The 22585-nt window shown below is 55.5% G+C and carries 20 protein-coding genes; 11 read left to right on the top strand and 9 right to left on the bottom strand.

Features of this window, described 5'->3' with window-relative positions; genetic code table 11:
* Nucleotides 1-10: 10 nt before the first annotated feature.
* From chbR to chbG, 3 genes are all read left to right on the top strand, one after another.
* Entirely contained in the window at nt 11-829 is an 819-nt protein-coding gene (gene chbR / locus K7R23_RS22725) for a transcriptional regulator ChbR (RefSeq protein ID WP_012905078.1), read from the top strand.
* Nucleotides 830-890: 61 nt separating this feature from the next.
* Nucleotides 891-2252, top strand: coding sequence for a 6-phospho-beta-glucosidase (locus K7R23_RS22720; protein WP_012905079.1), 1362 nt, complete (start codon nt 891-893; stop codon nt 2250-2252).
* A gap of 10 nt (nt 2253-2262) precedes the next feature.
* Entirely contained in the window at nt 2263-3021 is a 759-nt protein-coding gene (gene chbG / locus K7R23_RS22715; RefSeq protein WP_012905080.1) for a chitin disaccharide deacetylase, read from the top strand.
* A gap of 42 nt (nt 3022-3063) precedes the next feature.
* On the opposite strand, the gene galM is transcribed toward chbG, so the two are convergent.
* The 6 genes from galM to modE all read right to left on the bottom strand — a co-directional run bounded on the left by galM (nt 3064) and on the right by modE (nt 10115).
* Complete coding sequence (gene galM / locus K7R23_RS22710; protein ID WP_012905081.1) at nt 3064-4104, bottom strand: galactose-1-epimerase; 1041 nt, start codon at nt 4102-4104, stop codon at nt 3064-3066.
* The gene (gene galK / locus K7R23_RS22705; protein WP_012905082.1) at nt 4098-5246 is read right to left on the bottom strand and encodes a galactokinase; all 1149 of its coding nucleotides are present in this window, start codon (nt 5244-5246) and stop codon (nt 4098-4100) included. The genes galM and galK overlap by 7 nt, the downstream gene beginning before the upstream one ends.
* A gap of 2 nt (nt 5247-5248) precedes the next feature.
* Nucleotides 5249-6295: a galactose-1-phosphate uridylyltransferase gene (gene galT, locus K7R23_RS22700; protein ID WP_012905083.1), complete on the bottom strand. Its 1047-nt coding sequence runs from the start codon at nt 6293-6295 to the stop codon at nt 5249-5251.
* A 9-nt stretch (nt 6296-6304) separates the two neighbouring features.
* On the bottom strand, nt 6305-7321 hold the full coding sequence (galE, locus tag K7R23_RS22695; protein WP_012905084.1) for a UDP-glucose 4-epimerase GalE: 1017 nt from the start codon (nt 7319-7321) through the stop codon (nt 6305-6307).
* 203 nt (nt 7322-7524) lie between these two features.
* Entirely contained in the window at nt 7525-8997 is a 1473-nt protein-coding gene (gene modF / locus K7R23_RS22690; RefSeq protein WP_012905085.1) for a molybdate ABC transporter ATP-binding protein ModF, read from the bottom strand.
* Between the two features lie 329 nt (nt 8998-9326).
* Entirely contained in the window at nt 9327-10115 is a 789-nt protein-coding gene (gene modE / locus K7R23_RS22685; RefSeq protein WP_012905086.1) for a molybdenum-dependent transcriptional regulator, read from the bottom strand.
* Nucleotides 10116-10243: 128 nt separating this feature from the next.
* On the opposite strand from modE, the gene K7R23_RS22680 reads away from it, so the two are divergent.
* The 4 genes from K7R23_RS22680 (at nt 10244) to modC (ending at nt 13123) form a co-directional block, all read left to right on the top strand.
* The gene (locus K7R23_RS22680; RefSeq protein WP_024132548.1) at nt 10244-10393 is read left to right on the top strand and encodes an AcrZ family multidrug efflux pump-associated protein; all 150 of its coding nucleotides are present in this window, start codon (nt 10244-10246) and stop codon (nt 10391-10393) included.
* A gap of 206 nt (nt 10394-10599) precedes the next feature.
* On the top strand, nt 10600-11376 hold the full coding sequence (gene modA, locus K7R23_RS22675; RefSeq protein ID WP_012905088.1) for a molybdate ABC transporter substrate-binding protein: 777 nt from the start codon (nt 10600-10602) through the stop codon (nt 11374-11376).
* Nucleotides 11373-12062 (top strand): molybdate ABC transporter permease subunit, encoded by a 690-nt coding sequence (gene modB / locus K7R23_RS22670; RefSeq protein WP_012905089.1) that lies wholly within the window; start codon nt 11373-11375, stop codon nt 12060-12062. The genes modA and modB overlap by 4 nt, the downstream gene beginning before the upstream one ends.
* 2 nt (nt 12063-12064) lie before the next feature.
* The gene (gene modC / locus K7R23_RS22665) at nt 12065-13123 is read left to right on the top strand and encodes a molybdenum ABC transporter ATP-binding protein ModC (protein WP_012905090.1); all 1059 of its coding nucleotides are present in this window, start codon (nt 12065-12067) and stop codon (nt 13121-13123) included.
* Here the strand turns inward: modC and K7R23_RS22660 are convergent, their stop codons facing one another.
* Nucleotides 13124-13942, bottom strand: a complete 819-nt coding sequence (locus K7R23_RS22660; protein ID WP_012905091.1) for a pyridoxal phosphatase — start codon at nt 13940-13942, stop codon at nt 13124-13126.
* Between the two features lie 142 nt (nt 13943-14084).
* Here K7R23_RS22660 and pgl point away from each other — a divergent pair, with 142 nt between their 5' ends.
* On the top strand, nt 14085-15080 hold the full coding sequence (gene pgl / locus K7R23_RS22655; RefSeq protein ID WP_012905092.1) for a 6-phosphogluconolactonase: 996 nt from the start codon (nt 14085-14087) through the stop codon (nt 15078-15080).
* A gap of 91 nt (nt 15081-15171) precedes the next feature.
* On the opposite strand, the gene K7R23_RS22650 is transcribed toward pgl, so the two are convergent.
* Nucleotides 15172-16095 carry a LysR family transcriptional regulator gene (locus K7R23_RS22650; RefSeq protein WP_012905093.1) on the bottom strand — a complete coding sequence of 308 codons (924 nt, stop codon included), beginning with the start codon at nt 16093-16095 and terminating at the stop codon, nt 15172-15174.
* Between the two features lie 177 nt (nt 16096-16272).
* On the opposite strand from K7R23_RS22650, the gene K7R23_RS22645 reads away from it, so the two are divergent.
* From K7R23_RS22645 to K7R23_RS22635, 3 genes are all read left to right on the top strand, one after another.
* Nucleotides 16273-17325, top strand: coding sequence for a 4-oxalomesaconate tautomerase (locus tag K7R23_RS22645; RefSeq protein ID WP_012905094.1), 1053 nt, complete (start codon nt 16273-16275; stop codon nt 17323-17325).
* An 82-nt stretch (nt 17326-17407) separates the two neighbouring features.
* Nucleotides 17408-18841: an anion permease gene (locus K7R23_RS22640; protein ID WP_012905095.1), complete on the top strand. Its 1434-nt coding sequence runs from the start codon at nt 17408-17410 to the stop codon at nt 18839-18841.
* A gap of 26 nt (nt 18842-18867) precedes the next feature.
* A complete protein-coding gene (locus K7R23_RS22635; RefSeq protein WP_012905096.1) occupies nt 18868-21132 on the top strand; it encodes a hydratase in 2265 nt (754 codons plus the stop codon).
* Between the two features lie 87 nt (nt 21133-21219).
* Here the strand turns inward: K7R23_RS22635 and K7R23_RS22630 are convergent, their stop codons facing one another.
* Complete coding sequence (locus K7R23_RS22630; protein WP_012905097.1) at nt 21220-22503, bottom strand: putative acyl-CoA thioester hydrolase; 1284 nt, start codon at nt 22501-22503, stop codon at nt 21220-21222.
* Nucleotides 22504-22585 lie beyond the last annotated feature (82 nt).

Below are 22585 nucleotides of genomic sequence, written 5' to 3'. Positions count from 1 at the left end.
CGGGGGGCACATGGAGATTAATACGGTTTATGAAAGCCAGTTTTTAAAAGGGAAGGATTTTTATTTTTTCATTCTCGATAAGACTGAAAGCGTTAGCGGCTTGCATCAGCATGATTACTATGAGTTCACTATCGTTCTTACCGGTAGCTGTAGTCAGGAAATTAATGGCAAGCGTGTCTCAATGGAACGTGGGTATTTCGTATTTATCCCGGTCGGTTCTTATCATCAGACCTTTTACGATTATGGCGTGACGCGAATTCTCAACATGGGCGTAAGTCGTCAGTATTTCGAGAAACATTATCTGGACATGCTGCCTTCATGTTTTATCGCCTCGCAAAGTTATGCTATGTCAAATAGCTTTTTAACTTACATAGAGTCAACGCTGGCTACGTTAAATATTAATCAGGAAGCGTTTGATGAATTTAATAAGCTACTGACCTTTTATATTGTAAACCACTTGCAGCATTATAAAGATAGCTCTTGTGGGGATAATATACCCTGGTGGTTATCGCAGCTGGTCAGAGAGATGCACAATAAATCGCTGTTTGCGGAGAACGCTCTTAACAATATGGTTAAGATATCCGGGAAAACGCAGTCATATCTTACCCGAGCGACTAACCGTTATTTTCATAAAACGCCGGGGCAAATCATTAATGATATTCGTATTAATTACTGCAAAAATTTGCTTGAAACCAGTAACTTTTCCGTGGCGGATATCGCTTTTGAAGCCGGTTTCAGCAGTCCGGGCATGTTTATTAATAATTTTAAAAAAGCAACGTCATTTACCCCGGGTCATTACCGTCGACGGTTAGCGCATTCTGTTCGCTGATAATCGCGATAAACCACAACTGAACCTGACTATAGAAAGCGACAGAATGCTTTCAGGAGTTATGATGAAAAAACTGAAGATTGTTACCCTTGGTGGCGGCAGTAGTTATACCCCGGAACTCCTTGAGGGATTTATCAAACGTTACCATGAAATGCCCATTAGTGAACTGTGGCTGGTGGATGTCAAAGAAGGGGAAAAAAAGCTGAATATTATTTTTGAGCTTTGCCAGCGTATGGTTAAGCAAGCAGGCATTCCTGTTGTCATACATAAGTCGCTGGATCGCCGGGAGGCTTTACAGGGGGCGGATTTTGTGACTACCCAGCTGCGCGTTGGTCAATTGCAGGCGCGTGAACAGGATGAACATATCCCGCTTTCTCATGGTTACTTAGGGCAGGAAACAAACGGCGCTGGCGGATTATTTAAAGGTCTGCGCACCATCCCCGTCATTTTTGACATCATAAAGGATGTACAGGAGATTTGTCCGCAAGCATGGGTGATTAATTTTACCAATCCGGCCGGAATGGTGACGGAAGCCGTTTATCGTCATACTTCTTTCCGGAAATTTATTGGCGTATGTAATGTTCCGGTAGGGATGCGAATGTTTATTGCGGATATTCTGGCATTATCCGAACAAGACCAGCTTTCCATTGATTTATTCGGCCTGAATCATCTGGTCTTTATTAAAGATGTCTGGGTTAACAGTCAGTCGCGCTTTAAGGAGGTCATTGACCTGGTTTCTTCCGGAACGATTCAGGGAAACGCAGTAAAAAACATATTCAGCCTGCCGTTTAGTGAGGGACTCATTCGCTCATTAAATTTATTACCTTGCTCCTATCTCCTTTATTATTTTAAGCAAAAAGAAATGTTGGCAATCGAGATGGGTGAGTATTATAAAGGCGAAGTGCGTGCGCAGGTGGTGCAGAAACTGGAAAAAGAGCTGTTTGATATTTACCAGGATCCTGAACTGCACGTCAAACCGGGTGAGCTGGAAGCCCGGGGAGGCGCATGGTATTCTGATGCTGCCTGCGAGGTGATTAATGCGATTTATAACGATAAGCAGACTGAACATTACGTAAATATTCCTCATTGTGGACATGTTGATAATATTCCGCAAGAGTGGACAGTCGAAATGACTTGCCTGTTAGGTAAAAACGGCGCGGTTCCTCATCCACGGATAAAGCGCTTTGATGAAAATGTGCTTGGATTAATTTATACCATCAAAGGTTTTGAAATTGCCGCTTCGCGCGCCGCCATAAGCGGCAAAATAAATGACGTTTTGCTGGCGCTCAATCTTAATCCGCTGGTGAACTCTGACCACGGAGCGGAACTCCTGGCGCGGGAAATGCTGCTGGCGAACAGAGCGTATTTGCCTCAGTTTGCCGATACGATTGCCGAACTCCACCGGCATCAACCCCGTCAGTGAGGTTATGAAAATGGCGAGATTATTAATCGTCAATGCCGATGATTTTGGTCTGAGCAAAGGGATCAACTACGGTATTGCTGAAGCTCATCGGCGGGGGCTGGTGACATCAACAACGGCCATGATCAATGCCAGTGCTATTGAACATGCGGCGGAGATTAGCGCAAATCTTCCCTCTCTGGCAGTCGGTTTGCATTTTGTTCTCAGCTATGGCGCGCCTTTAACGCAAGCACCTTCGCTAACGCGAGAGGGAAAAATGGGAAAATGGCTCTGGCAGGCTACCGGGCAGGGATTAGTCAGCGATGAAGAGATTGTGGCCGAACTCCATCAGCAGTATCAGCGCTTTATCTCGGTGTTTGGCCGACCGCCTGGCCATATCGACAGCCATCACCATGTGCATTTTCTCCCGCAGGTCTGGCGGCATGTCGAGCAGTTTGCGAAAGACAAAGATCTTCCGTTGCGTATCGACTGGCAGGTCGCCCGGGAACAAAATATCACACCGCGAGGCGTGAGCAGCGTGGAGTATTTCATTAATGATTTTTATGGCGAAAATGTCTCGAGTCGCTTTTTGCTGGCGGCGCTGGCAAAATCAGCAGCCGGTGGATATCAATCTACTGAACTGATGTGCCATCCCGGATTTATTGATAATGAAGTCAGGCAAAGCCGTTACTGCTTTCCCAGGCTGGAAGAGCTGGAAGTTCTGACTTCATCTGGCCTGAAGCAGGCGGTAGAGGAGCAGGGGTTTCGTCTGGGGACCTGGAGCGATTTATAATTCAGCGCCCGGCAGGTTCGCTTGCCGGGCGCTGTTTGTTTATCAGGACGCAATAAACCGATATTCCGTCACGCTGGCGTACTCTTCGCCGGGACGCAGAAAGCAGTCCGGCTGCGGCCATTCAGGGTGGTTGGGGCTGTCGGGCAGGAACTCGCTCTCCAGCGCCAGCCCCTGATAATCCGCGTAGGGCTCAGGGCCGCGTGAAGAGGTGCCGCCCAGATAGTTGCCGGAGTAGAACTGCAGCGCCGGAGCGGAGGTGTAAACCTCCATCTGCAACTTCTCATCGGCGGACCACAGCCGTGCGACGGGCTTTTTAACATCACCTTTAGCCTGGAGCAAAAAGGCGTGGTCGTAGCCTTTCACCTTGCGCTGATCGTCGTCGGCAAGAAACTCGCTGGCGATGATTTTGCCGTTGCGGAAGTCAAAGGTGGTGCCAACGACGGATTTCAGGCCGTCGCGCGGGATGCCGCCTTCATCAACCGGCAGATACTCGTCGGCGAGAATCTGTAGCTTATGCTGACGCACATCGGTCTGATCGCCGTCCAGGTTAAAATAGACGTGGTTGGTCAGATTGACCGGACAGGTTTTATCCACCGTGGCGCGATAGGTAACAGAGATACGGTTATCATCGGTCAGGCGATACTGCGCCGTCGCGCCGAGATTGCCGGGGAAACCCTGATCGCCATCGTCGGAGGTCAGGGCAAATAGCACCTGACGCTCATTCTGATTAACAATCTGCCAGCGGCGCTTATCGAAGCCTTCCGGCCCGCCGTGCAGCTGGTTAACGCCCTGGCTGGGCTGTAGCGTCACGGTTTCGCCGGCAAAAACGTAGCGGCTGTCGGCGATACGGTTCGCGTAGCGACCAATTGACGCCCCCAGAAATGCCGTCTGATCCCGGTAATGTTCCGGGCTGGCGCATCCCAGCAGCGCTTCACGCACGCTGCCGTCGGAAAGGGGAATTCGCGCCGAAAGTAAGGTAGCGCCCCAGTCCATCAGCGTAACCACCATCCCCGCGCTGTTGCGCAGGGTTAACAGGCGGTACGGCTGACCATCGGGCGCCAGTGCGGGTGTTTCGTTCAGCACTGTCCTGCTCCTTGTGAAGGTTTGCAAACGTAGAAAGTTTCTTTAATCCCGGTTCTGGCTTCGTACTGCTCCGCAACGGCCTGCTGAACGGCAGGCACCAGATCTTCCGGGATCAGCGCTACCACGCAGCCGCCAAAGCCGCCACCAGTCATGCGCACGCCGCCTTTGTCGCCAATGACGGCCTTCACAATTTCAACCAGCGTATCGATCTGCGGGACGGTGATTTCAAAATCATCGCGCATTGAGGCATGAGATTCGGCCATCAGTTCGCCCATCCGCTTAAGATCGCCTTTTTCCAGCGCGCTGGCGGCTTCAACGGTACGCGCATTCTCAGTTAACACGTGACGAACGCGTTTGGCAACCAGCGGGTCCAGTTCATTCGCCACCGCGTCAAACTGCTCAAGGCTCACGTCGCGCAGCGCCGGTTGCTGGAAGAAACGCGCGCCCGTTTCACACTGCTGGCGGCGGGTGTTGTACTCGCTGCCAACCAGCGTGCGCTTAAAGTTGCTGTTGATGATCACCACCGCCACGCCCTGCGGCATGGAAACCGCTTTGCTGCCAAGCGAGCGGCAGTCGATCAGCAGCGCGTGATCTTGTTTACCGAGCGCGGAGATTAACTGGTCCATGATGCCGCAGTTGCAGCCGACGAACTGGTTTTCCGCTTCCTGGCCATTCAGCGCAATCTGGGTGCCGTCCAGCGGCAGGTGATAAAGCTGCTGGAATACGGTGCCGACCGCCACTTCCAGCGATGCGGAAGAGCTTAAGCCCGCCCCCTGCGGAACGTTGCCGCTGATCACCAGATCCGCGCCGCCGAAGCTGGCGTCGCGTTTTTGCAGGTGTTTCACGACGCCGCGCACATAGTTCGACCACTGCTGGCTGTCGTGGGTCACAATCGGCGCATCCAGCGAGAACTCATCAACCTGATTGTCATAGTCGGCGGCGATGACCCGAACCTTACGATCGTCGCGCGCCGCGCAGCTAATCACCGTCTGGTAGTCAATGGCGCAGGGCAGCACAAAGCCGTCGTTATAATCGGTATGTTCGCCAATAAGGTTAACGCGGCCAGGCGCCTGGATGGTGTGGGTGGCAGGGTAGCCATAAATGTTGGCAAACAGAGATTGTGTTTTCTCTTTCAGACTCATTTTTATACTCCGGATTCGCGAAAGTGAATGTCGCTGACCGCGCGCAGGCGCTCTGCCGCCTGTTCGGCGGTGAGATCGCGCTGGGTTTCCGCCAGCATTTCGTAGCCGACCATAAATTTGCGCACGGTGGCGGAACGCAGCAGCGGCGGATAAAAGTGCGCGTGCAGCTGCCAGTGATCGTTCTGTTCACCGTTAAACGGCGCGCCGTGCCAGCCCATCGAGTAGGGGAACGAGCACCTGAACAGGTTGTCGTAACGGCTGGTCAGCTTCTTCAACGCCAGCGCCAGATCGGCACGCTGTTCGTCGGTCAAATCGGTAATGCGCAGCACATGGGCTTTGGGCAGCAGCAGGGTTTCAAACGGCCAGGCCGCCCAGTAAGGCACGACAGCCAGCCAGTGCTGAGTTTCCACTACCGTCCGGCTGCCGTCGGCCAGTTCACGCTGGACGTAGTCGACGAGCATCGGTGAATCCTGTTCGGCAAAATACGCTTTTTGCAGACGGTCTTCGCGCTCCGCTTCGTTAGGCAGAAAGCTGTTGGCCCAGATCTGTCCGTGCGGATGGGGGTTAGAACAGCCCATCGCCGCGCCCTTATTCTCGAATACCTGTACCCAGGGATAGGTTTTCCCCAGATCCGCGGTTTGCTCCTGCCAGGTTTTCACAATTTCCGTCAGCGCGGACACGCTCAGCTCCGGCAGGGTTTTGCTGTGATCCGGGGAGAAGCAAATCACGCGGCTGGTGCCGCGCGCGCTCTGGCAGCGCATCAGCGGATCGCGGCTGTCCGGCGCGTCGGGCGTATCGGTCATCAGCGCGGCGAAATCGTTAGTGAAAACGTAGGTGCCGGTATAATCCGGGTTTTTATCGCCGGTGACGCGGGTATTGCCCGCGCAGAGAAAACAGTGCGGATCGTGTGCGGGCAGCGTCTCGTCAGAGGGCGTTTCCTGCGCCCCCTGCCAGGGACGCTTAGCGCGATGCGGCGAAACCAGAATCCACTGTCCGGTTAACGGGTTAAAACGGCGATGTGGGTGATCGACAGGGTTAAATGTAGTCATGCTGATTCCTTAATCCGGGTAGCCCTGCGGATGGCGCGACTGCCAGCGCCAGGTGTCCTGCGCCATTTCGTCCAGGGTGCGCGTGACGCGCCAGTTCAGTTCGCGGTCGGCTTTGCTGGCATCGGCCCAGTAGGCGGGCAGATCGCCCTCGCGACGCGGCGCGAAATGGTAGTTGACCGGTTTGCCGCACGCCTTGCTGAAGGCGTTGACCACGTCCAGTACGCTGCTGCCGACGCCAGCGCCGAGGTTATAAATATGGACGCCCTGAACTCCCGCCAGCTTTTCCATCGCCGTAACGTGACCGTCGGCGAGATCCATCACGTGAATGTAATCGCGTACGCCAGTGCCGTCCTGGGTCGGGTAATCGTTGCCGAAGATGGCGAGCGAGTCGCGGCGGCCGACGGCGACCTGGGCGATGTACGGCATCAGGTTATTCGGAATGCCCTGCGGGTCTTCGCCCATATCGCCTGACGGATGCGCGCCGACCGGGTTGAAGTAGCGCAGCAGAGCGATGCTCCATTCCGGCTGCGCTTTTTGCAGGTCGGTGAGGATCTGTTCAACCATCAGCTTGCTTTTGCCGTAGGGGCTTTGCGGCGTCCCGGTCGGGAAGCTCTCAACGTAAGGGATTTTGGGCTGATCGCCGTAGACGGTGGCGGAGGAGCTGAAGATGAAGTTTTTCACGTTAGCGGCGCGCATTGCGCTAATCAGACGCAGGGTGCCGTTAACGTTGTTGTCATAGTATTCCAGCGGTTTCGCGACGGATTCGCCTACCGCCTTCAGACCGGCGAAATGAATCACGGTATCAATCGCGTGGTCGTGGAGGAGCTCGGTCATCAGGGCTTCGTTGCGAATGTCGCCCTCGACAAACGTCGGCTGTTTACCGCCGAGACGTTCGATAACCGGCAGAACGCTGCGCTTACTGTTGCACAGGTTATCGAGAATGATAACGTCATGTCCGTTTTTCAGTAACTGTACGCAGGTGTGGCTTCCTATGTAACCGCTACCACCGGTAACCAATACTTTCATAATTCGCTCCGTTAAGCCTATCGTATGGAATAACCATAGCATAACAAAGATGCGAAAAGTGTGACACGGAATAAAATAGTGGAATCGTTTACACTAACGCTTTCATCCCATTTACTCCTGGATTTTTAATTGTAAATCATCACCTTTGTCTGCGATTGCGCCTTTAATCCGAAAAAGGGCGCAAACCGGCAGATGGCGGGAGATTAACGCAGACGGGTTTGTTGATAAGCGTAGCCTTCGTTCTGCGGCACGAAGGCAAGACGATGGGTGATGCAGGCGGGAGCATCTTCGGCATGATGCGAGACAAACAGCAGTTGGGTGTCGCCTTCGCTAATCAGCACGTCGACAAAACGGCGAACGAGCTGGCGGTTAAGCGGGTCCAGCCCCTGCAGCGGTTCATCCAGAATCAACAGCGTCGGGTGCTTCACCAGCGCGCGGGCGATCAGCGCCAGCCGTTGCTGTCCCCATGAGAGGCTGTGAAACGGCGCGTCCGCGGTGCGCTTATCCATGCCGAGGATCTCCAGCCACTGCTGCGTAAGCTTCTGCTGCCGGTCGGAAACGGCCTGATAAATGCCGATAGAGTCGAAATAGCCGGAGAGGATAACGTTACGCAGGGTGGTGCTGACGCGATAGTCGAGATGGAGGCTGCTGCTGACGTAGCCGATATGTTTTTTGATATCCCAGATGGTCTCCCCACTGCCGCGACGGCGGCCAAACAGCGTCAGATCGTTGCTGTAGCCCTGCGGATGATCGCCGGTTATCAGGCTGAGCAGCGTCGATTTTCCCGCGCCGTTGGGGCCAACGATTTGCCAGTGTTCACCAGGATTGACCTGCCAGCTCAGATGATGAAGCACCGGGCGGTCGTTATAGGAGACGACGCCGTCGCGCAGGATAATTCGCGGTTGGTCGGCCGGTAGATGCTGCCCCGCGGCAGGCTCGTCCGGTTCGGGTAACGACACGCCCTGCAGACGTTCGCTGTGGGCAAGCTGGGCGATTAATGCCTGCTGTAAAAGCGCCGTTTTCTCGCCGGTTTGCGTTAAGGCGCAGTCGGCCAGCACACCGGCATACTGGACGAAATCGGGGATTTCATCAAAGCGGTTTAATACCAGCGCCAGGGTGATGCCGGAGTGATGCAATGTTTCGAGCAACGCCGCCAGCTGCTGGCGTGAGGCCACGTCCAGACCGTCGAACGGTTCGTCGAGAATGAGTAAGTCGGGATCGGACATCAACGCCTGGCAGAGCAGGGTTTTGCGCGTCTCGCCGGTGGAGAGATATTTAAAGCGACGCGTAAGCAGATGAGAGATGCCAAACTGCTGCGCCAGTTCGTTGCAGCGATCCGGATTTTTCACCTCGTCCTGAATAATGTCTGCGGTGGTGCGTCCGGTATCGTCCTCGCCGGGGCCGAGCAGATCGGTGTTGTTGCGCTGCCATTCGTCGCTGACCAGCTTTTGCAATTGTTCGAAAGAGAGGTGGGCGATGCGTCTGAAGTGACACAGACGTTCCCCCTTAAGCAAAGGGAGTTCGCCCGCCAGCGCGCGGGCCAGCGCCGACTTGCCGCTGCCGTTGGCGCCAACAAACGCCCAGCTTTCGCCAGCGTTTAACGAAACGGAGTCCAGCTGAAGCGTTTTTGTATCGCTCAGACGAAACGTGCCTTGTGAAATTTGCAATAATGACATTTTGTATCCCATTTTTTGCAGCGATGAATGACAGGGATACTTTGTCTGAAGAGGAATGTCAATGTGGTTTAATGCCGGATGGCGGCGCGCTGCGCCTTATCCGGCCTACGTGGGGATGGGGTTGTTTATTGCCGGATGGCGGTGCGTTACGCCTTATCCGGCCTACGGGTGGGGGAGGTTGTTTAATGCCGGATGGCGGCGCGTTGCGCCTTATCCGGCCTACGGGGGGTTGGGGTTGTTTGTTGCCGGATATCCGGCCCACGAATGGTGAGGATCCTGTAGGCCTGATAAGCGTAGCGCCATCAGGCACTGCACTGCGGGGCTGAAGCTCAACAGAGCGTTGCGATAATCACTTTATCGGCGTTAAAAAATGCCGTCACGGTGTCGCCCGGGGCAAGCTCTGCGGCATTGGCAACCGGCACCGTCGCGCACAACGTCTGACTGTCCGGCAGAGTCATCAGCACTTCGCACTGCTCGGTACCGCGTTCAATATGATGAATCGTCCCCTTAAGCTGATTATCCGCCGCCCGCGCCACGGCCTCATCCTGGGTAAGGCCGACCCACGGCGCTTTCAGCAAAACGAGCACCTCTTTGCCCTCGTTAAGCCCCAGGCGCTCGCCGCTTTGCGCGGTAATCGCCGCCTTCAGCCGGGTTTCGCCATCGGCCAGCAGCACCTCAATATGCTGCTGTACCTGGTCGCGATCGCGGGCGGTGACCGTACCGAACCACTGGTTACGGGCGCTGGTTTGCAAAGAAAAACGGGAAATGGCGGCCAGCAGACTATTCAGCGGTAACGCGTCGTCGTCGCTCAGCACGTCGAACGCTTTTTGCTGGATTTGCGCCAGCAGATCGTAGAGCTGGATCAGACGCTGGCCGTAACGGGTTAACACCGCGCCGCCGCCGCCCTTGCCGCCGGTCGCGCGTTCCACCAGCGTCTGCTCGCTGAGCTGATTCATTTCGTTAATCGCGTCCCAGGCGCTTTTATAGCTGATGCCCGCGTCTTTTGCGCCCTGACTTATGGAGCCGGAAAGCGCGATATGCTTGAGCAAAGAGATGCGTCGGGGGTCGGCGAACAGTTTCTGCTGGAGTTTCAGGGTCAGAAGGATTTCGGCTTGCATAACAAGATCCTGGTAAAAAGACTATTGTGACGGAAAACCCGGCGTGCGCAAAGCCGACCGCACAAAAGGGGAGTGCTTTTCTCCGGGATGCCGTTAGAATACTAAAAGAACTGAATCAGGAGATGACCATGTTAGAGTTATTGAAAAGTCTGGTATTCGCCGTAATCATGGTACCCGTGGTGATGGCCATTATCCTGGGGCTGATTTACGGTCTGGGTGAAGTGTTTAACCTTTTTTCCGGCATCGGTCAGAAAGACCGATCCAGGCAGAACCATTAATTTCCCTGAATGCCCGCACAGTCGGGCGTTTTCTTCTCTACATTCTTCCGGACAGCCACACGCCATCGCGTATTGTTGCTCAAGTTCCCGCGTTTCCTGCCGATAATTTCCAGCGTCCGCCCGAATGGGTAACATTAAGCGCTGGGAAATGCCTCGAATAATCGTTATATTATTGCCTACATAACGATACTCACAGGAGCATTACAATGGCACGTTCATGGCTACGCCTGTTTGCCGGGGCAACACTTTCTCTAACGCTCGCCGGACACGCTCTGGCGCAGGAGACAAAAATCACCGTTTTTGCGGCGGCGTCGCTGACCAATGCGATGCAGGATATCGCCGCCGCCTACAAAAAAGAGGCGAACGTTGATGTTGTTTCTTCCTTTGCCTCTTCGTCTACGCTGGCGCGCCAGATAGAGGCTGGCGCGCCGGCGGATCTGTTTATTTCTGCTGACCAGAAATGGATGGATTACGCGGCGGATAAAAAAGCGATCGACGCCGGTTCGCGTCAGACACTGCTGGGTAACAGTCTGGTGGTGGTGGCGCCGAAAGCGAGCGCGCAGCAGGATTTCAACATCGATGCAAAAACCAACTGGACCCGCCTGCTGAACGGCGGACGTCTGGCGGTGGGCGACCCGGAGCACGTTCCGGCAGGCATTTACGCCAAAGAAGCCCTGCAAAAGCTGGGGGCGTGGGAAACGCTGTCGCCGAAGCTTGCGCCTGCCGAAGATGTGCGCGGCGCGCTGGCGCTGGTGGAGCGTAACGAAGCGCCGCTGGGCATCGTTTACGGTTCCGACGCCGTCGCCAGTAAGGGCGTGAAGGTGGTGGCGACCTTCCCTGAAGATTCGCACAAGAAAGTGGAATACCCCATCGCCATTGTCGATGGACATAAAAATGCGACGGTTAGCGCCTTTTATGATTATCTGAAAGGGCCGCAGGCCGCCGGGATATTTAAACGTTACGGATTTACGACCAAGTCATGATATTGACCGATCCTGAATGGCAGGCTGTTCTGCTGAGCCTGAAAGTGTCTTCCCTGGCTGTGCTGTTTAGTCTGCCGTTTGGGATCTTTTTTGCCTGGCTGCTGGTGCGCTGCCGGTTTCCGGGTAAAGCGCTGCTGGACAGCGTTCTGCATCTGCCGCTGGTACTGCCGCCGGTCGTGGTGGGGTATCTGCTGCTGATCTCAATGGGACGGCGGGGAGCTATCGGTCAGTGGTTGTACGACTGGTTTGGCGTCACCTTTGCCTTCAACTGGCGCGGCGCGGTGCTGGCGGCGGCGGTGATGTCCTTCCCCCTGATGGTGCGCGCCATCCGTCTGGCGCTGGAAGGCGTGGACATGAAGCTGGAGCAGGCCGCCCGTACGCTCGGCGCCGGACGCTGGCGCGTGTTTTTCACCATCACCCTACCGCTGACGCTGCCGGGAATCATTGTCGGCACCGTGCTGGCGTTTGCCCGCTCGCTCGGCGAGTTTGGCGCCACCATTACCTTCGTTTCCAATATTCCTGGTGAAACGCGAACCATACCTTCGGCGATGTACACCCTGATCCAGACCCCCGGCGGCGAAAGCGCGGCGGCGCGGCTGTGCGTCATCTCCATTGTGCTGGCGCTGATTTCATTGCTGATTTCTGAATGGCTGGCGCGCGTCAGCCGCGCGCGGACGGGGCGATAAACATGCTGGAACTTCATTTTAGCCAGACGCTGGGCGCCCACTGCCTGACAATCGACGAAACGCTGCCCGCCAGCGGGATCACCGCCATTTTTGGCGTTTCCGGCGCCGGGAAAACATCGCTGATTAACGCCATCAGCGGCCTGACGAAGCCGCAAAAAGGGCGCATCGTGCTTAACGGGCGGGTGCTCAATGATGCGGAAAACGGCATCTGCCTGACGCCGGAAAAGCGGCGGGTGGGCTACGTTTTTCAGGATGCGCGTCTGTTTCCGCACTATAAAGTGCGCGGCAATCTGCGCTACGGCATGGCGAAAAGCATGGTCAGCCAGTTCGATAAGCTGGTGGCGCTGCTGGGCATTGAGCCGCTGCTCGACAGGCTGCCGGGCGGTCTCTCCGGCGGCGAAAAACAGCGGGTGGCGATTGGTCGCGCGCTGCTGACCGCCCCGGAACTGCTGTTGCTCGACGAACCGTTAGCCTCGTTAGATATTCCACGCAAACGCGAGCTGCTGCCCTATCTGCAACGGCTGGCGCGGGAAATCAATATTCCGATGCTCTATGTCAGCCACTCGCTGGATGAAATCCTCCACCTGGCGGATAAAGTTATGGTGCTGGAGAACGGGCAGGTTAAAGCGTTCGGCGCGCTGGAGGAGGTCTGGGGCAGCAGCGTGATGCATCCGTGGCTGCCGAAGGAGCAGCAGAGCAGCATTCTGAAGGTCAGCGTACTGGAACACCATCCGCATTATGCGATGACGGCGCTGGCGCTGGGCGATCAGCACGTATGGGTCAATAAGCTTGATGAGCCGTTGCACACCGCGCTGCGCATCCGCATTCAGGCATCAGACGTCTCGCTGGTGCTCCAGCCGCCGCAGCAGAGCAGCATTCGTAACGTTTTGCGCGCTAAAGTGGCGAACTGCTATGACGTTGACGGCCAGGTTGAGGTCCAGCTTGAGGTCGGCGGGAAAACCCTGTGGGCGCGGATCAGCCCGTGGGCCAGGGATGAACTGACCATCAAGCCCGGCCTCTGGCTGTACGCGCAAATCAAGAGCGTATCGATAACCGCCTGACTACAGCAGGTGGGTATAGATAAAGCGGGCGATGCTGTCGGTGGTGTTGTCGCCAATCACAACGTTAGCGTGGGCTTTTACCGCCTCGTCGGCATTGCCCATCGCCACGCCGGTGCCCGCCGCTTCCAGCATACTGATGTCGTTGTAGTTATCGCCAAAAGCAATAACATTTTCCATCGATCCGCCCTGTGATTCGATCCACTGCTTCAGGCGCTTGCCTTTGCTGTTGCCCCGACGGGCGATGTCGACCTGATCGTGCCACGACCATTCACACTCCAGCCCCAGCTCAAGGTCAACCTGCCTGCTGAACTGCTGGAGCCGGGTAATATTTTCATCCGTCAGCGCAAACTTCCATACCGCGTTGACCTCACGCGCCGCCTGCGCCAGTGAAGGCACCTGGGTAAAGACCGGACGCTGCTCCGGCGGCAGCGTTTGCGCCCAGTTGGCGGTGCGGATCACGTGTCCGGTCGGGCGTTCATACAGCATGGCCTCATCAACGTACATCAAGCCGTGGATCTGCTGTTCATCCAGCATGTCGATCAGTTGCAGCGCCTGATCGACGGGCATCGGGTCGGCTTCGATGACGCTTTTTGCATGATAATTATACAAATAGGTGCCATTACAGCAAATTGCAGGTGTATCCAGCGCCAGCGCCTGATAAAAAGGATGAATCGCAACGTGATGACGTCCTGTGACGATGATAAGTTGATAGCCCGCGTCTCTGGCCCGTGAGAGCGCTTCAAGAGAAGAGGGGAGCAGAGTTTTTTGCGGAGTCAGTAAGGTTCCATCTAAATCAAGGGCAATTACGCGCGCAGTCATAAACTTATCCAGATAAATGTTGAGAATGTCGTCTGCCCGAATGGTACACCGGGACGGGAAGCGGACAAATTAATTCAGCATTTCCTGACAAAACCGACTACGTTGGTAAATTGCAGACGTTGCCAAAAGCCAAGGAGTATTCATGAAGCAAACAGTTTATACCGCCAGCCCTGAAAGCCAGCAGATCCACGTCTGGAGCCTCAGTCATGACGGCGCGCTGACGCTGGTTCAGGTTGTGGATGTCCCCGGACAGGTTCAGCCAATGGTGGTCAGCCCGGATAAACGTTATCTGTACGTTGGCGTGCGTCCTGAGTTCCGCGTGCTGGCCTATCGTATCGCTCCGGATGACGGCGCGCTGACCTTCGCCGCCGAATCCCCGCTGCCGGGGAGTCCGACCCATATCTCAACCGATCGTCATGGCCGTTTTGTTTTTGTCGGCTCGTATAACGCGGGCAACGTCAGCGTCACGCGTCTGGAGGAGGGGCTGCCCGTCGGCGTTGTGGAGGTGATTGAAGGGCTGGAAGGGTGTCATTCGGCCAATATTGCGCCGGACAATCGCACCCTGTGGGTGCCCGCGCTGAAGCAGGATCGCATCTGCCTGTTTACCCTCAGCGATGACGGCAGGCTGCAGGCGCAGGAGCCAGCGGAAGTCATCACCGTAGAGGGCGCCGGTCCGCGCCATATGGTGTTCCATCCAAACCAGCAGTATGCCTACTGCATAAATGAGCTGAACAGCTCCGTTGACGTCTGGGAGCTGAAAGATCCGCATGGCAAAATTGAGTGCGTCCAGACGCTGGATATGATGCCCGCCGATTTCGCCGATACCCGCTGGGCGGCGGACATTCACATTACGCCGGACGGTCGTCACCTGTATGCCTGTGACCGTACCGCCAGCATTATCACCGTGTTCAACGTTTCAGAAGATGGCAGCGTTCTGAGCAAAGAGGGCTTCCAGCCCACTGAAACGCAGCCGCGCGGCTTTAACATCGATCACAGCGGTAAATACCTGATTGCCGCCGGGCAGAAATCGCACCATATCGCGGTATATGAAATTAGCGGCGCGCAGGGATTATTAACCGAAAAAGGGCGCTATGCGGTAGGCCAGGGTCCGATGTGGGTCGTGGTTAACGCGTTTTAAGCCGCGTAAACGGGCCGGGAGGGACTTTCCTGGCCGAATAAACGCGACAATGCGGAGTGGATTGGGCGCTGCCGCCATCCGGCAGGGGCGCTCACTCCGAAACCGGACGCCATAGCAGATCGCTCTGGTCGGTCCATAAGTTCAGCAGCAGGGTAAAAAAGCGCTCCGCAGGCGGCGAGAGAACCGCGTCTTTACGGCGAATGATGCCCAGCGTGCGACGGATGACCGGTTCGACCAGCGGAATGCCGAGCAGCGTCGGGTGCGGCATCTGCGGCATCGCCAGCCCCGGCAGTGCCGACACGCCAAGCCCCGCTTCGACCAGACCGAGCGAGGTGGACAGATGGCGAACCTCATAAAACCACTCCAGCTTCCAGGGCTTGTCCGCCAGCTGTTGCTCTATCAGCAGCCGGTTTCCGCTCGACGAGCGCACGCCGATCAGCGTGTGATTCACCAGTTCCTGCCATTCAACCAGCTGTCTGCTGGCGAGGGGATGATCGCGCCGACATGCCAGGACGAACGGTTCGTTCACCAGCGGGGTAAAGTCTATCGATGAATTTGTGATGTTGTTCATGTTTATGCCGAAGTCAGCCTCATTGCAAAGAACGGACTCCATGCAATTATGCGTACCCTGTTCCATAATGCGCACATTAATATTGGGGTATAACTCATTAAATTTCCCTATGGCCTGCGGCAAAAAATAGAACACCGCCGTCGGAATACAGGACAGGGTGATTCTGCCTCGCTGATGTGTATTCATTTCGCGAATATTAAATAACATTTCATCAAGTTTTTTAATTATCTCCCGCGCTTCCGGTAACAGCATTTTGCCCGCTTTTGTTAACGTAACTTTACGCGTTGTCCGTTCAAAAAGAATTACCTGTAAATCTTCTTCCATCTTTTTTATTCTGCGCGTTAATGCAGGTTGCGTAATATTAAGTAATTTTGCAGCATTGTTAAAAGATTCTGACTCTGCCAGCGTGACAAACGCTTTCATACTTGATAGTTCGTGTTTCATTGCCACTCCACAAATAAAAAAGCCGGCGTCGCCAGCCCGGGAACAGGCCTCAGTTTACCTTTAGTCCACGCAGGATGATTAATAAATAAAAGTCACTAATAGGAAAATCAAAGTCATTAGCCAGGCCGTTTTTCACGTGTAATTCTGTTTTGCGTAATAATTATTGAGGACACTGACGTGAAAAAAATACCCTGCGTAATGATGCGTGGAGGAACCTCGCGCGGCGCATTTTTACGGGCTGAGGATCTGCCTGAGGATACGGCTCAACGCGACGCGGTATTAATATCGATTATGGGATCGGGAAATGAGCTGGAGATTGACGGTATCGGCGGGGGAAATCCCCTGACCAGCAAGGTTGCCATCGTCAGCCGCTCCGCCGCCCCTGATGCCGATATCGATTACCTGTTTGCTCAGGTGCTGGTCCATGAGCAGCGCGTCGATACCACGCCAAACTGCGGCAACATGCTCTGCGCCGTCGGCGCATTTGCTATAGAGCAAGGGCTGGTTGCCGCCAGTACCCCTGTTACCCGGATACGCATCCGCAACGTGAATACCCATACCCTTATTGAAGCGGACGTACAGACGCCGAACGGCGCGGTGAATTATGAAGGAACGGTCAGAATCGACGGCGTACCGGGAACCGCGGCCCCCGTCGCGCTGACTTTCCTCAATGCCGCCGGGGCGAAAACCGGCAGGCTTTTCCCGACCGGTCAGCCGCTTAACTATTTTGACGCGGTGCCGACCACCTGCATCGATATGGCGATGCCGGTAGTGATGATTCCCGCCGACTATTTAGGTAAAACCGGCTATGAAACGGCGGCGGAGCTGGACGGCGATGCGCAGCTTCTGGCGCGAATCGAGTCTATTCGTCTGCAGGCAGGGCTGGCGATGGGGCTGGGCGATGTCGCGGATAAGGTGATTCCGAAACCCGTATTAATTTCTCCACCACAAAAAGGCGGCACCCTGAATGTGCGTTATTTCATGCCGCACGCCTGCCATAAAGCGCTGGCGATAACCGGCGCGATTGCTATCGCCAGCAGCTGCGCGATTGCCGGTACCGTAACCCGTCAGATCATTCCGTTCCCCGGCCACGGCAAAATTACCCTCGAGCATCCGGGCGGCAGCCTCGATATTCAGTTAAGCAATGAAAGTGACGATCCAACAACGCTTCGCGCTTCCGTTATTCGCACCGCAAGGAAAATATTTTCCGGAGACGTTTATCTTCCGTAAGTGCCAAAACACATTTCGTTGTGATTAAGGAAAGTCGAACAGACAGCTGTCTATTTCTGTACAGATCCATCAGGACATAAAAATGAATGTGAAATCATTATGGAAGCTAATAACGATATTAGCGATCCCTTGCGTGATAGGTTTACTGCCTGCGCCTGCCGGTTTAAGCGAGCTGGCCTGGGTGCTGTTTGGCATTTATCTGGCGGCGATCGTCGGGCTGGTCATTAAACCTTTCCCGGAGCCAGTTGTGTTATTGATGGCCGTTGCGGCATCAATGGTGGTGGTCGGCAATTTAGGCGCCGGTCAGTTTAAGACCAGCAGCGTGCTGAGCGGTTATGCCTCCGGCACGACGTGGCTGGTGTTCTCCGCCTTTACCCTGAGCGCCGCTTTTGTCACTACCGGGCTGGGTAAACGCATCGCCTACATCCTGATCGGTAAAATCGGCAACACCACGCTGGGGTTGGGCTACGTCACTGTTTTTCTCGACCTGGTGCTCGCTCCGGCGACTCCGTCAAATACGGCGCGGGCAGGGGGGATTGTCCTGCCCATTATCAACAGCGTGGCGGTGGCGCTGGGATCGGAACCTGATAAAAGTCCGCGTCGCGTCGGGCATTACCTGATGATGACGGTATATATGGTGACCAAGACCACCAGCTATATGTTTTTTACCGCGATGGCGGGAAATATTCTGGCGCTAAAAATGATCAACGACATCTGTCACCTGCAGATCAGTTGGGGCGGATGGGCGCTGGCAGCTTTGCTGCCTGGGATAGTAATGTTGCTGTTAGCGCCGCTGGTTATCTATTTCATGTACCCGCCGGAAATTAAGAAAGTAGATAATAAAACCATCGCCCGGGCGGGACTGGAGAATTTAGGGCCGATGAAAGTGCGTGAAAAAATGCTGCTGGGCATTTTCGTTCTCGCACTGCTGGGATGGATCTTCAGTAAAAGTCTCGGTATTGATGAATCCACGGTGGCTATCGTGGTGATGGGGGCGATGCTTCTGCTGGGCGTGGTGAGCTGGGACGACGTGGTCAAAAATAAAGGCGGCTGGAATACCTTAATCTGGTACGGCGGCATTATTGGTCTGAGTTCATTATTATCGAAAGTGAAATTTTTTGACTGGCTGGCCGAGCTTTTCAAAAATAATATTTCCTTTGATAACCACAGCAATATCGCATTTTTTATCATTCTGTTTCTCAGCATTATCGTGCGTTATTTCTTTGCCTCCGGCAGCGCCTATATTGTGGCGATGATGCCGGTCTTCGCCATGCTGGCAAACGTTTCTGGCGCGCCATTAATGTTAACCGCGCTGGCGCTGCTTTTTTCCAACTCCTACGGCGGCATGGTAACCCATTACGGCGGCGCTGCCGGCCCGGTTATTTTCGGCGTGGGATATAACGACATTAAATCGTGGTGGCTGGTTGGCGCCATGCTGACATTCTTCACTTTCCTGGTTCATATCACGCTGGGCGTCTGGTGGTGGAACCTGCTTATCGGCTGGAACATGCTGTAATCACTAATAGCGGTACGGAGTTTGTAATGATTAAGTTATATGAGAAAGGGATCTATCTCAGCGACAATAACGCGATAATTGCTGAAGAACACTATTCCGGCGCAGTCCGTAAAGACGATGCTAAAAAAGGCACTATCGCCTGGTCGATCCTGGCGGCGCATAATACCTCCGGCGACATGCGCAAGCTCAAAATTAAATTTGATGCGCTCACCTCTCATGATATTACCTTTGTCGGCATTATTCAGACGGCGAAGGCCTCCGGTATGGAGCGGTTTCCACTGCCCTATGTTCTGACCAACTGCCATAATTCACTGTGCGCCGTCGGGGGGACGATAAACGGCGACGATCACCAGTTTGGCCTGTCGGCGGCGCAGCGTTATGGCGGTATTTTTGTGCCGCCGCACATCGCGGTCATCCATCAGTACATGCGCGAAATGATGGCCGGCGGCGGGAAGATGATCCTCGGTTCAGACAGCCATACCCGCTATGGCGCGCTGGGGACGATGGCCATTGGTGAAGGGGGCGGCGAACTGGTTAAACAGCTGTTGAATGACACCTGGGACTGCGATTATCCGGGCGTGGTGGCGGTCTGGCTGACCGGTAAACCGGCGCCGGGCGTCGGCCCGCAGGACGTGGCGCTGGCGATTATTGGCGCGGTGTTCAAAAACGGCTACGTTAAAAATAAAGTGATGGAGTTTGTCGGGCCGGGCATCCGCAACCTCTCCGCAGATTTCCGTAACAGCGTCGACGTCATGACCACGGAAACGACCTGTCTCAGCTCCGTCTGGCAGACCGATGAAGAAATTCAGCAGTGGCTGGCCCTGCACGGACGCGAAGAGGCCTATCGGCCGCTGGCGCCGCAGCCGCTTGCCTATTATGACGGCTGCATCTCGGTGGATCTGAGCGCTATCAGACCAATGATTGCCTTGCCTTTCCATCCGAGCAACGTCTATGAAATAGCAACGTTGCAGGAGAACTTAAGCGATATTCTGCACCAGGTTGAAGTTGACGCGCAGCGCATTGCGCAAGGGAAGGCCGGGCTTTCGCTGCTTGATAAAATCGAAAACGGTCGTCTGAAGGTGCAGCAGGGGATCATTGCCGGCTGTTCCGGCGGCAACTATGAGAATGTGGTGGCTGCCGCCAACGCGCTGCGCGGACATTCATGCGGGGACGACGCCTTCTCGCTGTCCGTTTATCCCTCCTCACAGCCGGTATTTATGGCGCTGGCGAAGCAGGGGATGGTCAGCGATCTGATGGGCGCAGGCGCGATTATTCGCACCGCCTTCTGCGGCCCCTGCTTTGGTGCGGGCGACACGCCGGTGAATAACGGACTCAGCATTCGTCATACCACGCGTAACTTCCCCAACCGCGAGGGCTCGAAACCGGGCAACGGTCAGATGTCCGCCGTCGCGCTGATGGACGCACGTTCCGTGGCCGCCACCGCGGCGAACGGCGGCGTGCTCACCGCCGCAACGGAGCTGGACTGCTGGGATAACGTACCGGCCTACCGCTTCGATCCTGCGCCCTACCAGAATCGCGTCTATCAGGGCTTTGTGAAAGGCGCCACCGCGCAGCCATTGATCTACGGGCCGAACATCAAAGACTGGCCGGAAATGGGCGCGCTGACCGACAATATTCTGCTGAAGGTGTGCGCGAAAATCCTCGACGAAGTCACCACTACCGATGAGCTTATTCCGTCCGGCGAAACCTCTTCTTATCGTTCAAATCCGGTGGGGCTGGCGGAATTTACCCTGTCGCGCCGCGTCCCGGAGTATGTGGGCAGAAGCAAAGCGGTCGCCGCGCTGGAGAAACGGCGGCGGGCGGGAGAGACGGACGAGCTGGCCCCGGTATTTGCGGGTATACGGCAAATCGCCGGTCAGGAGCGGGTGGTTGCGGCTGAAACCGGTATTGGCAGCGTGATTTATGCCGTGAAGCCCGGCGATGGCTCTGCGCGCGAGCAGGCGGCAAGCTGTCAGCGCGTGATTGGCGGGCTGGCGAATATTGCGCAGGAATATGCCACCAAACGCTATCGCTCAAATGTGATTAACTGGGGAATGCTGCCGCTGCAAATGGCGGAAGCGCCGTTGTTTGAGGTGGACGACTATATTTATATCCCCGGCATTCGCGCGGCGCTGGAGCGCTGCGGCGAAAAAATGACGGCATGGGTCATTCGTGATGGTGCGCCGGTGGGCGAAATCAGTCTGTATATGGAAAGTCTCACCGCCGAGGAGCGCGAAATCATCAAAGCCGGCAGCCTGATTAATTTCAACCGGGCGCGTCTGACGCCATGATGTGAAAACGGGTCGTCACGGTAAGGTGACGACCCGCAGGTCTGCTATGCGTAGCGTCATCAGGCCGGTCTTATCCGGCCTGCGTTTTTACTGCTTTGGCTCCGCCAGTACTTTGCTGCCCACGCCGCGGTTATTGTATTCCCACATGCGGTTAAAGCTGGCGTCGTTCAGATTACGCTGAATCTCGCCTTTCTCATCCTGCGTACCGGTGTTACCGGCGAACGGACGGCCAGAAATCACTGCGTCCGCCCACGGCTTCGCCAGGTTAAAGCCTTCGTTGATCACGCTGTCGCGGATAACCACCTGGCCGTTGGTATTGCTGTCGACATCCAGCGAGCGGCCCAGCTGCGCGACGCCATCGCCAGCGGCGGTAAAGCGGCTGTTGGTGGCGAGGAAACCGTAATAGATGTTCGACAGCGTTGCCGGGGCGAACACATACGCTTCCTGCTGAGTACGGGAGTTGACCACGCGGAAATCGGTGTTATCAAACACCACTGCGCCGCGACCGGAAACGATATCGACATCGCCTTCGATATAGCTGTTGGTCACCAGAGTGCGCGTCTGGCGATCGTTCACCAGACGGTTCTGCACGCCGCTGTTGGTGACAAAGAAGGTGTTCTGGCGACCGAGGATATTGACGTTGTTGATCTGCACTTTGTCGCCATCGCTGCGCAGCGCTACCGCCGGATGGTTGCCGGCGTCCACGCTGTCGCCCAGATTGTTTTCAACGGTCAGGTTCTGCAATTGCAGGCCGTTATTCTGCGACCACAGCACCGCGGAACACATCATGCCGATGCTGGCGCTGCGTTTACTCTGGCAGCTGTCGAACATATACCAGGCCGGTTTGCCAGGCATATATTTCCCGCCGGGATTCACCACCCGACGCCAGTCAGAAGTCCCCATCTGACCATCAATCGCCGCGCCAATTTTCACATCCAGCGGCTTATCGCCGGTGCCGTACAGCGTCAGACTGCCCGGCGCAGCGGGGATATACACGGTACCCGGATATTCGCCCGGCATAATCGCAATATACAGACGTCTGTTGGTGCGGGTGGTGATTGCCGCGTCTACCGCAGCCTGAATAGTGGTATGGGTCACCCCCGACGTCCCGGCCGGGCCGACGACAAAATCAGGCTGCGCAGGCAGATTAATCGCCGATGGCGTCCACGGCGCGGTATTCGGCGTCAGCGAGGAAAAATAGTGCTTCGCGACAAAATTCTGCGCTTCGCTGGCCGACAAAATCGGGCGCGAGGCAGTACCCGGCGCGGTCTGATCGGACGGAATTTGATCCGGCGGGGTTGAGCTACAGGCGGTCAGCGTCACGCCAAAAGCCAGTGCCAGCGCCAGACGGGAAACTGATGATGTGTTCACGAGTTGCTCCGGGCTAAGAAAGTGTTCCATTAAAGCCTGCTTTTTTATACTAAGTTGAGCGAAACGGGAAGGCGTAAAGCCA

It is taken from the genome of Citrobacter rodentium NBRC 105723 = DSM 16636 (genome assembly GCF_021278985.1).
In the GTDB taxonomy this organism is placed as follows: Bacteria; Pseudomonadota; Gammaproteobacteria; order Enterobacterales; family Enterobacteriaceae; genus Citrobacter_A; species Citrobacter_A rodentium.
Note: the sequence above shows the minus strand (reverse complement) of the source record. Positions and strands in the feature narration are given on the sequence as shown.

Excerpts from the sequence above, each read along its gene's own strand:
- K7R23_RS22660 (WP_012905091.1), bottom strand. The coding sequence starts at position 13,942 with ATGACTGCGCGCGTAATTGCCCTTGATTTAGATGGAACCTTACTGACT.
- pgl (WP_012905092.1), top strand. The coding sequence starts at position 14,085 with ATGAAGCAAACAGTTTATACCGCCAGCCCTGAAAGCCAGCAGATCCAC.
- galK (WP_012905082.1), bottom strand. The coding sequence starts at position 5,246 with ATGAGTCTGAAAGAGAAAACACAATCTCTGTTTGCCAACATTTATGGC.
- modA (WP_012905088.1), top strand. The coding sequence starts at position 10,600 with ATGGCACGTTCATGGCTACGCCTGTTTGCCGGGGCAACACTTTCTCTA.
- K7R23_RS22640 (WP_012905095.1), top strand. The coding sequence starts at position 17,408 with ATGAATGTGAAATCATTATGGAAGCTAATAACGATATTAGCGATCCCT.
- K7R23_RS22650 (WP_012905093.1), bottom strand. The coding sequence starts at position 16,095 with ATGAAACACGAACTATCAAGTATGAAAGCGTTTGTCACGCTGGCAGAG.
- modB (WP_012905089.1), top strand. The coding sequence starts at position 11,373 with ATGATATTGACCGATCCTGAATGGCAGGCTGTTCTGCTGAGCCTGAAA.
- chbG (WP_012905080.1), top strand. The coding sequence starts at position 2,263 with ATGGCGAGATTATTAATCGTCAATGCCGATGATTTTGGTCTGAGCAAA.
- K7R23_RS22720 (WP_012905079.1), top strand. The coding sequence starts at position 891 with ATGATGAAAAAACTGAAGATTGTTACCCTTGGTGGCGGCAGTAGTTAT.
- modF (WP_012905085.1), bottom strand. The coding sequence starts at position 8,997 with ATGTCATTATTGCAAATTTCACAAGGCACGTTTCGTCTGAGCGATACA.
- galT (WP_012905083.1), bottom strand. The coding sequence starts at position 6,295 with ATGACTACATTTAACCCTGTCGATCACCCACATCGCCGTTTTAACCCG.
- galE (WP_012905084.1), bottom strand. The coding sequence starts at position 7,321 with ATGAAAGTATTGGTTACCGGTGGTAGCGGTTACATAGGAAGCCACACC.
- modC (WP_012905090.1), top strand. The coding sequence starts at position 12,065 with ATGCTGGAACTTCATTTTAGCCAGACGCTGGGCGCCCACTGCCTGACA.
- modE (WP_012905086.1), bottom strand. The coding sequence starts at position 10,115 with ATGCAAGCCGAAATCCTTCTGACCCTGAAACTCCAGCAGAAACTGTTC.
- K7R23_RS22680 (WP_024132548.1), top strand. The coding sequence starts at position 10,244 with ATGTTAGAGTTATTGAAAAGTCTGGTATTCGCCGTAATCATGGTACCC.
- chbR (WP_012905078.1), top strand. The coding sequence starts at position 11 with ATGGAGATTAATACGGTTTATGAAAGCCAGTTTTTAAAAGGGAAGGAT.
- K7R23_RS22635 (WP_012905096.1), top strand. The coding sequence starts at position 18,868 with ATGATTAAGTTATATGAGAAAGGGATCTATCTCAGCGACAATAACGCG.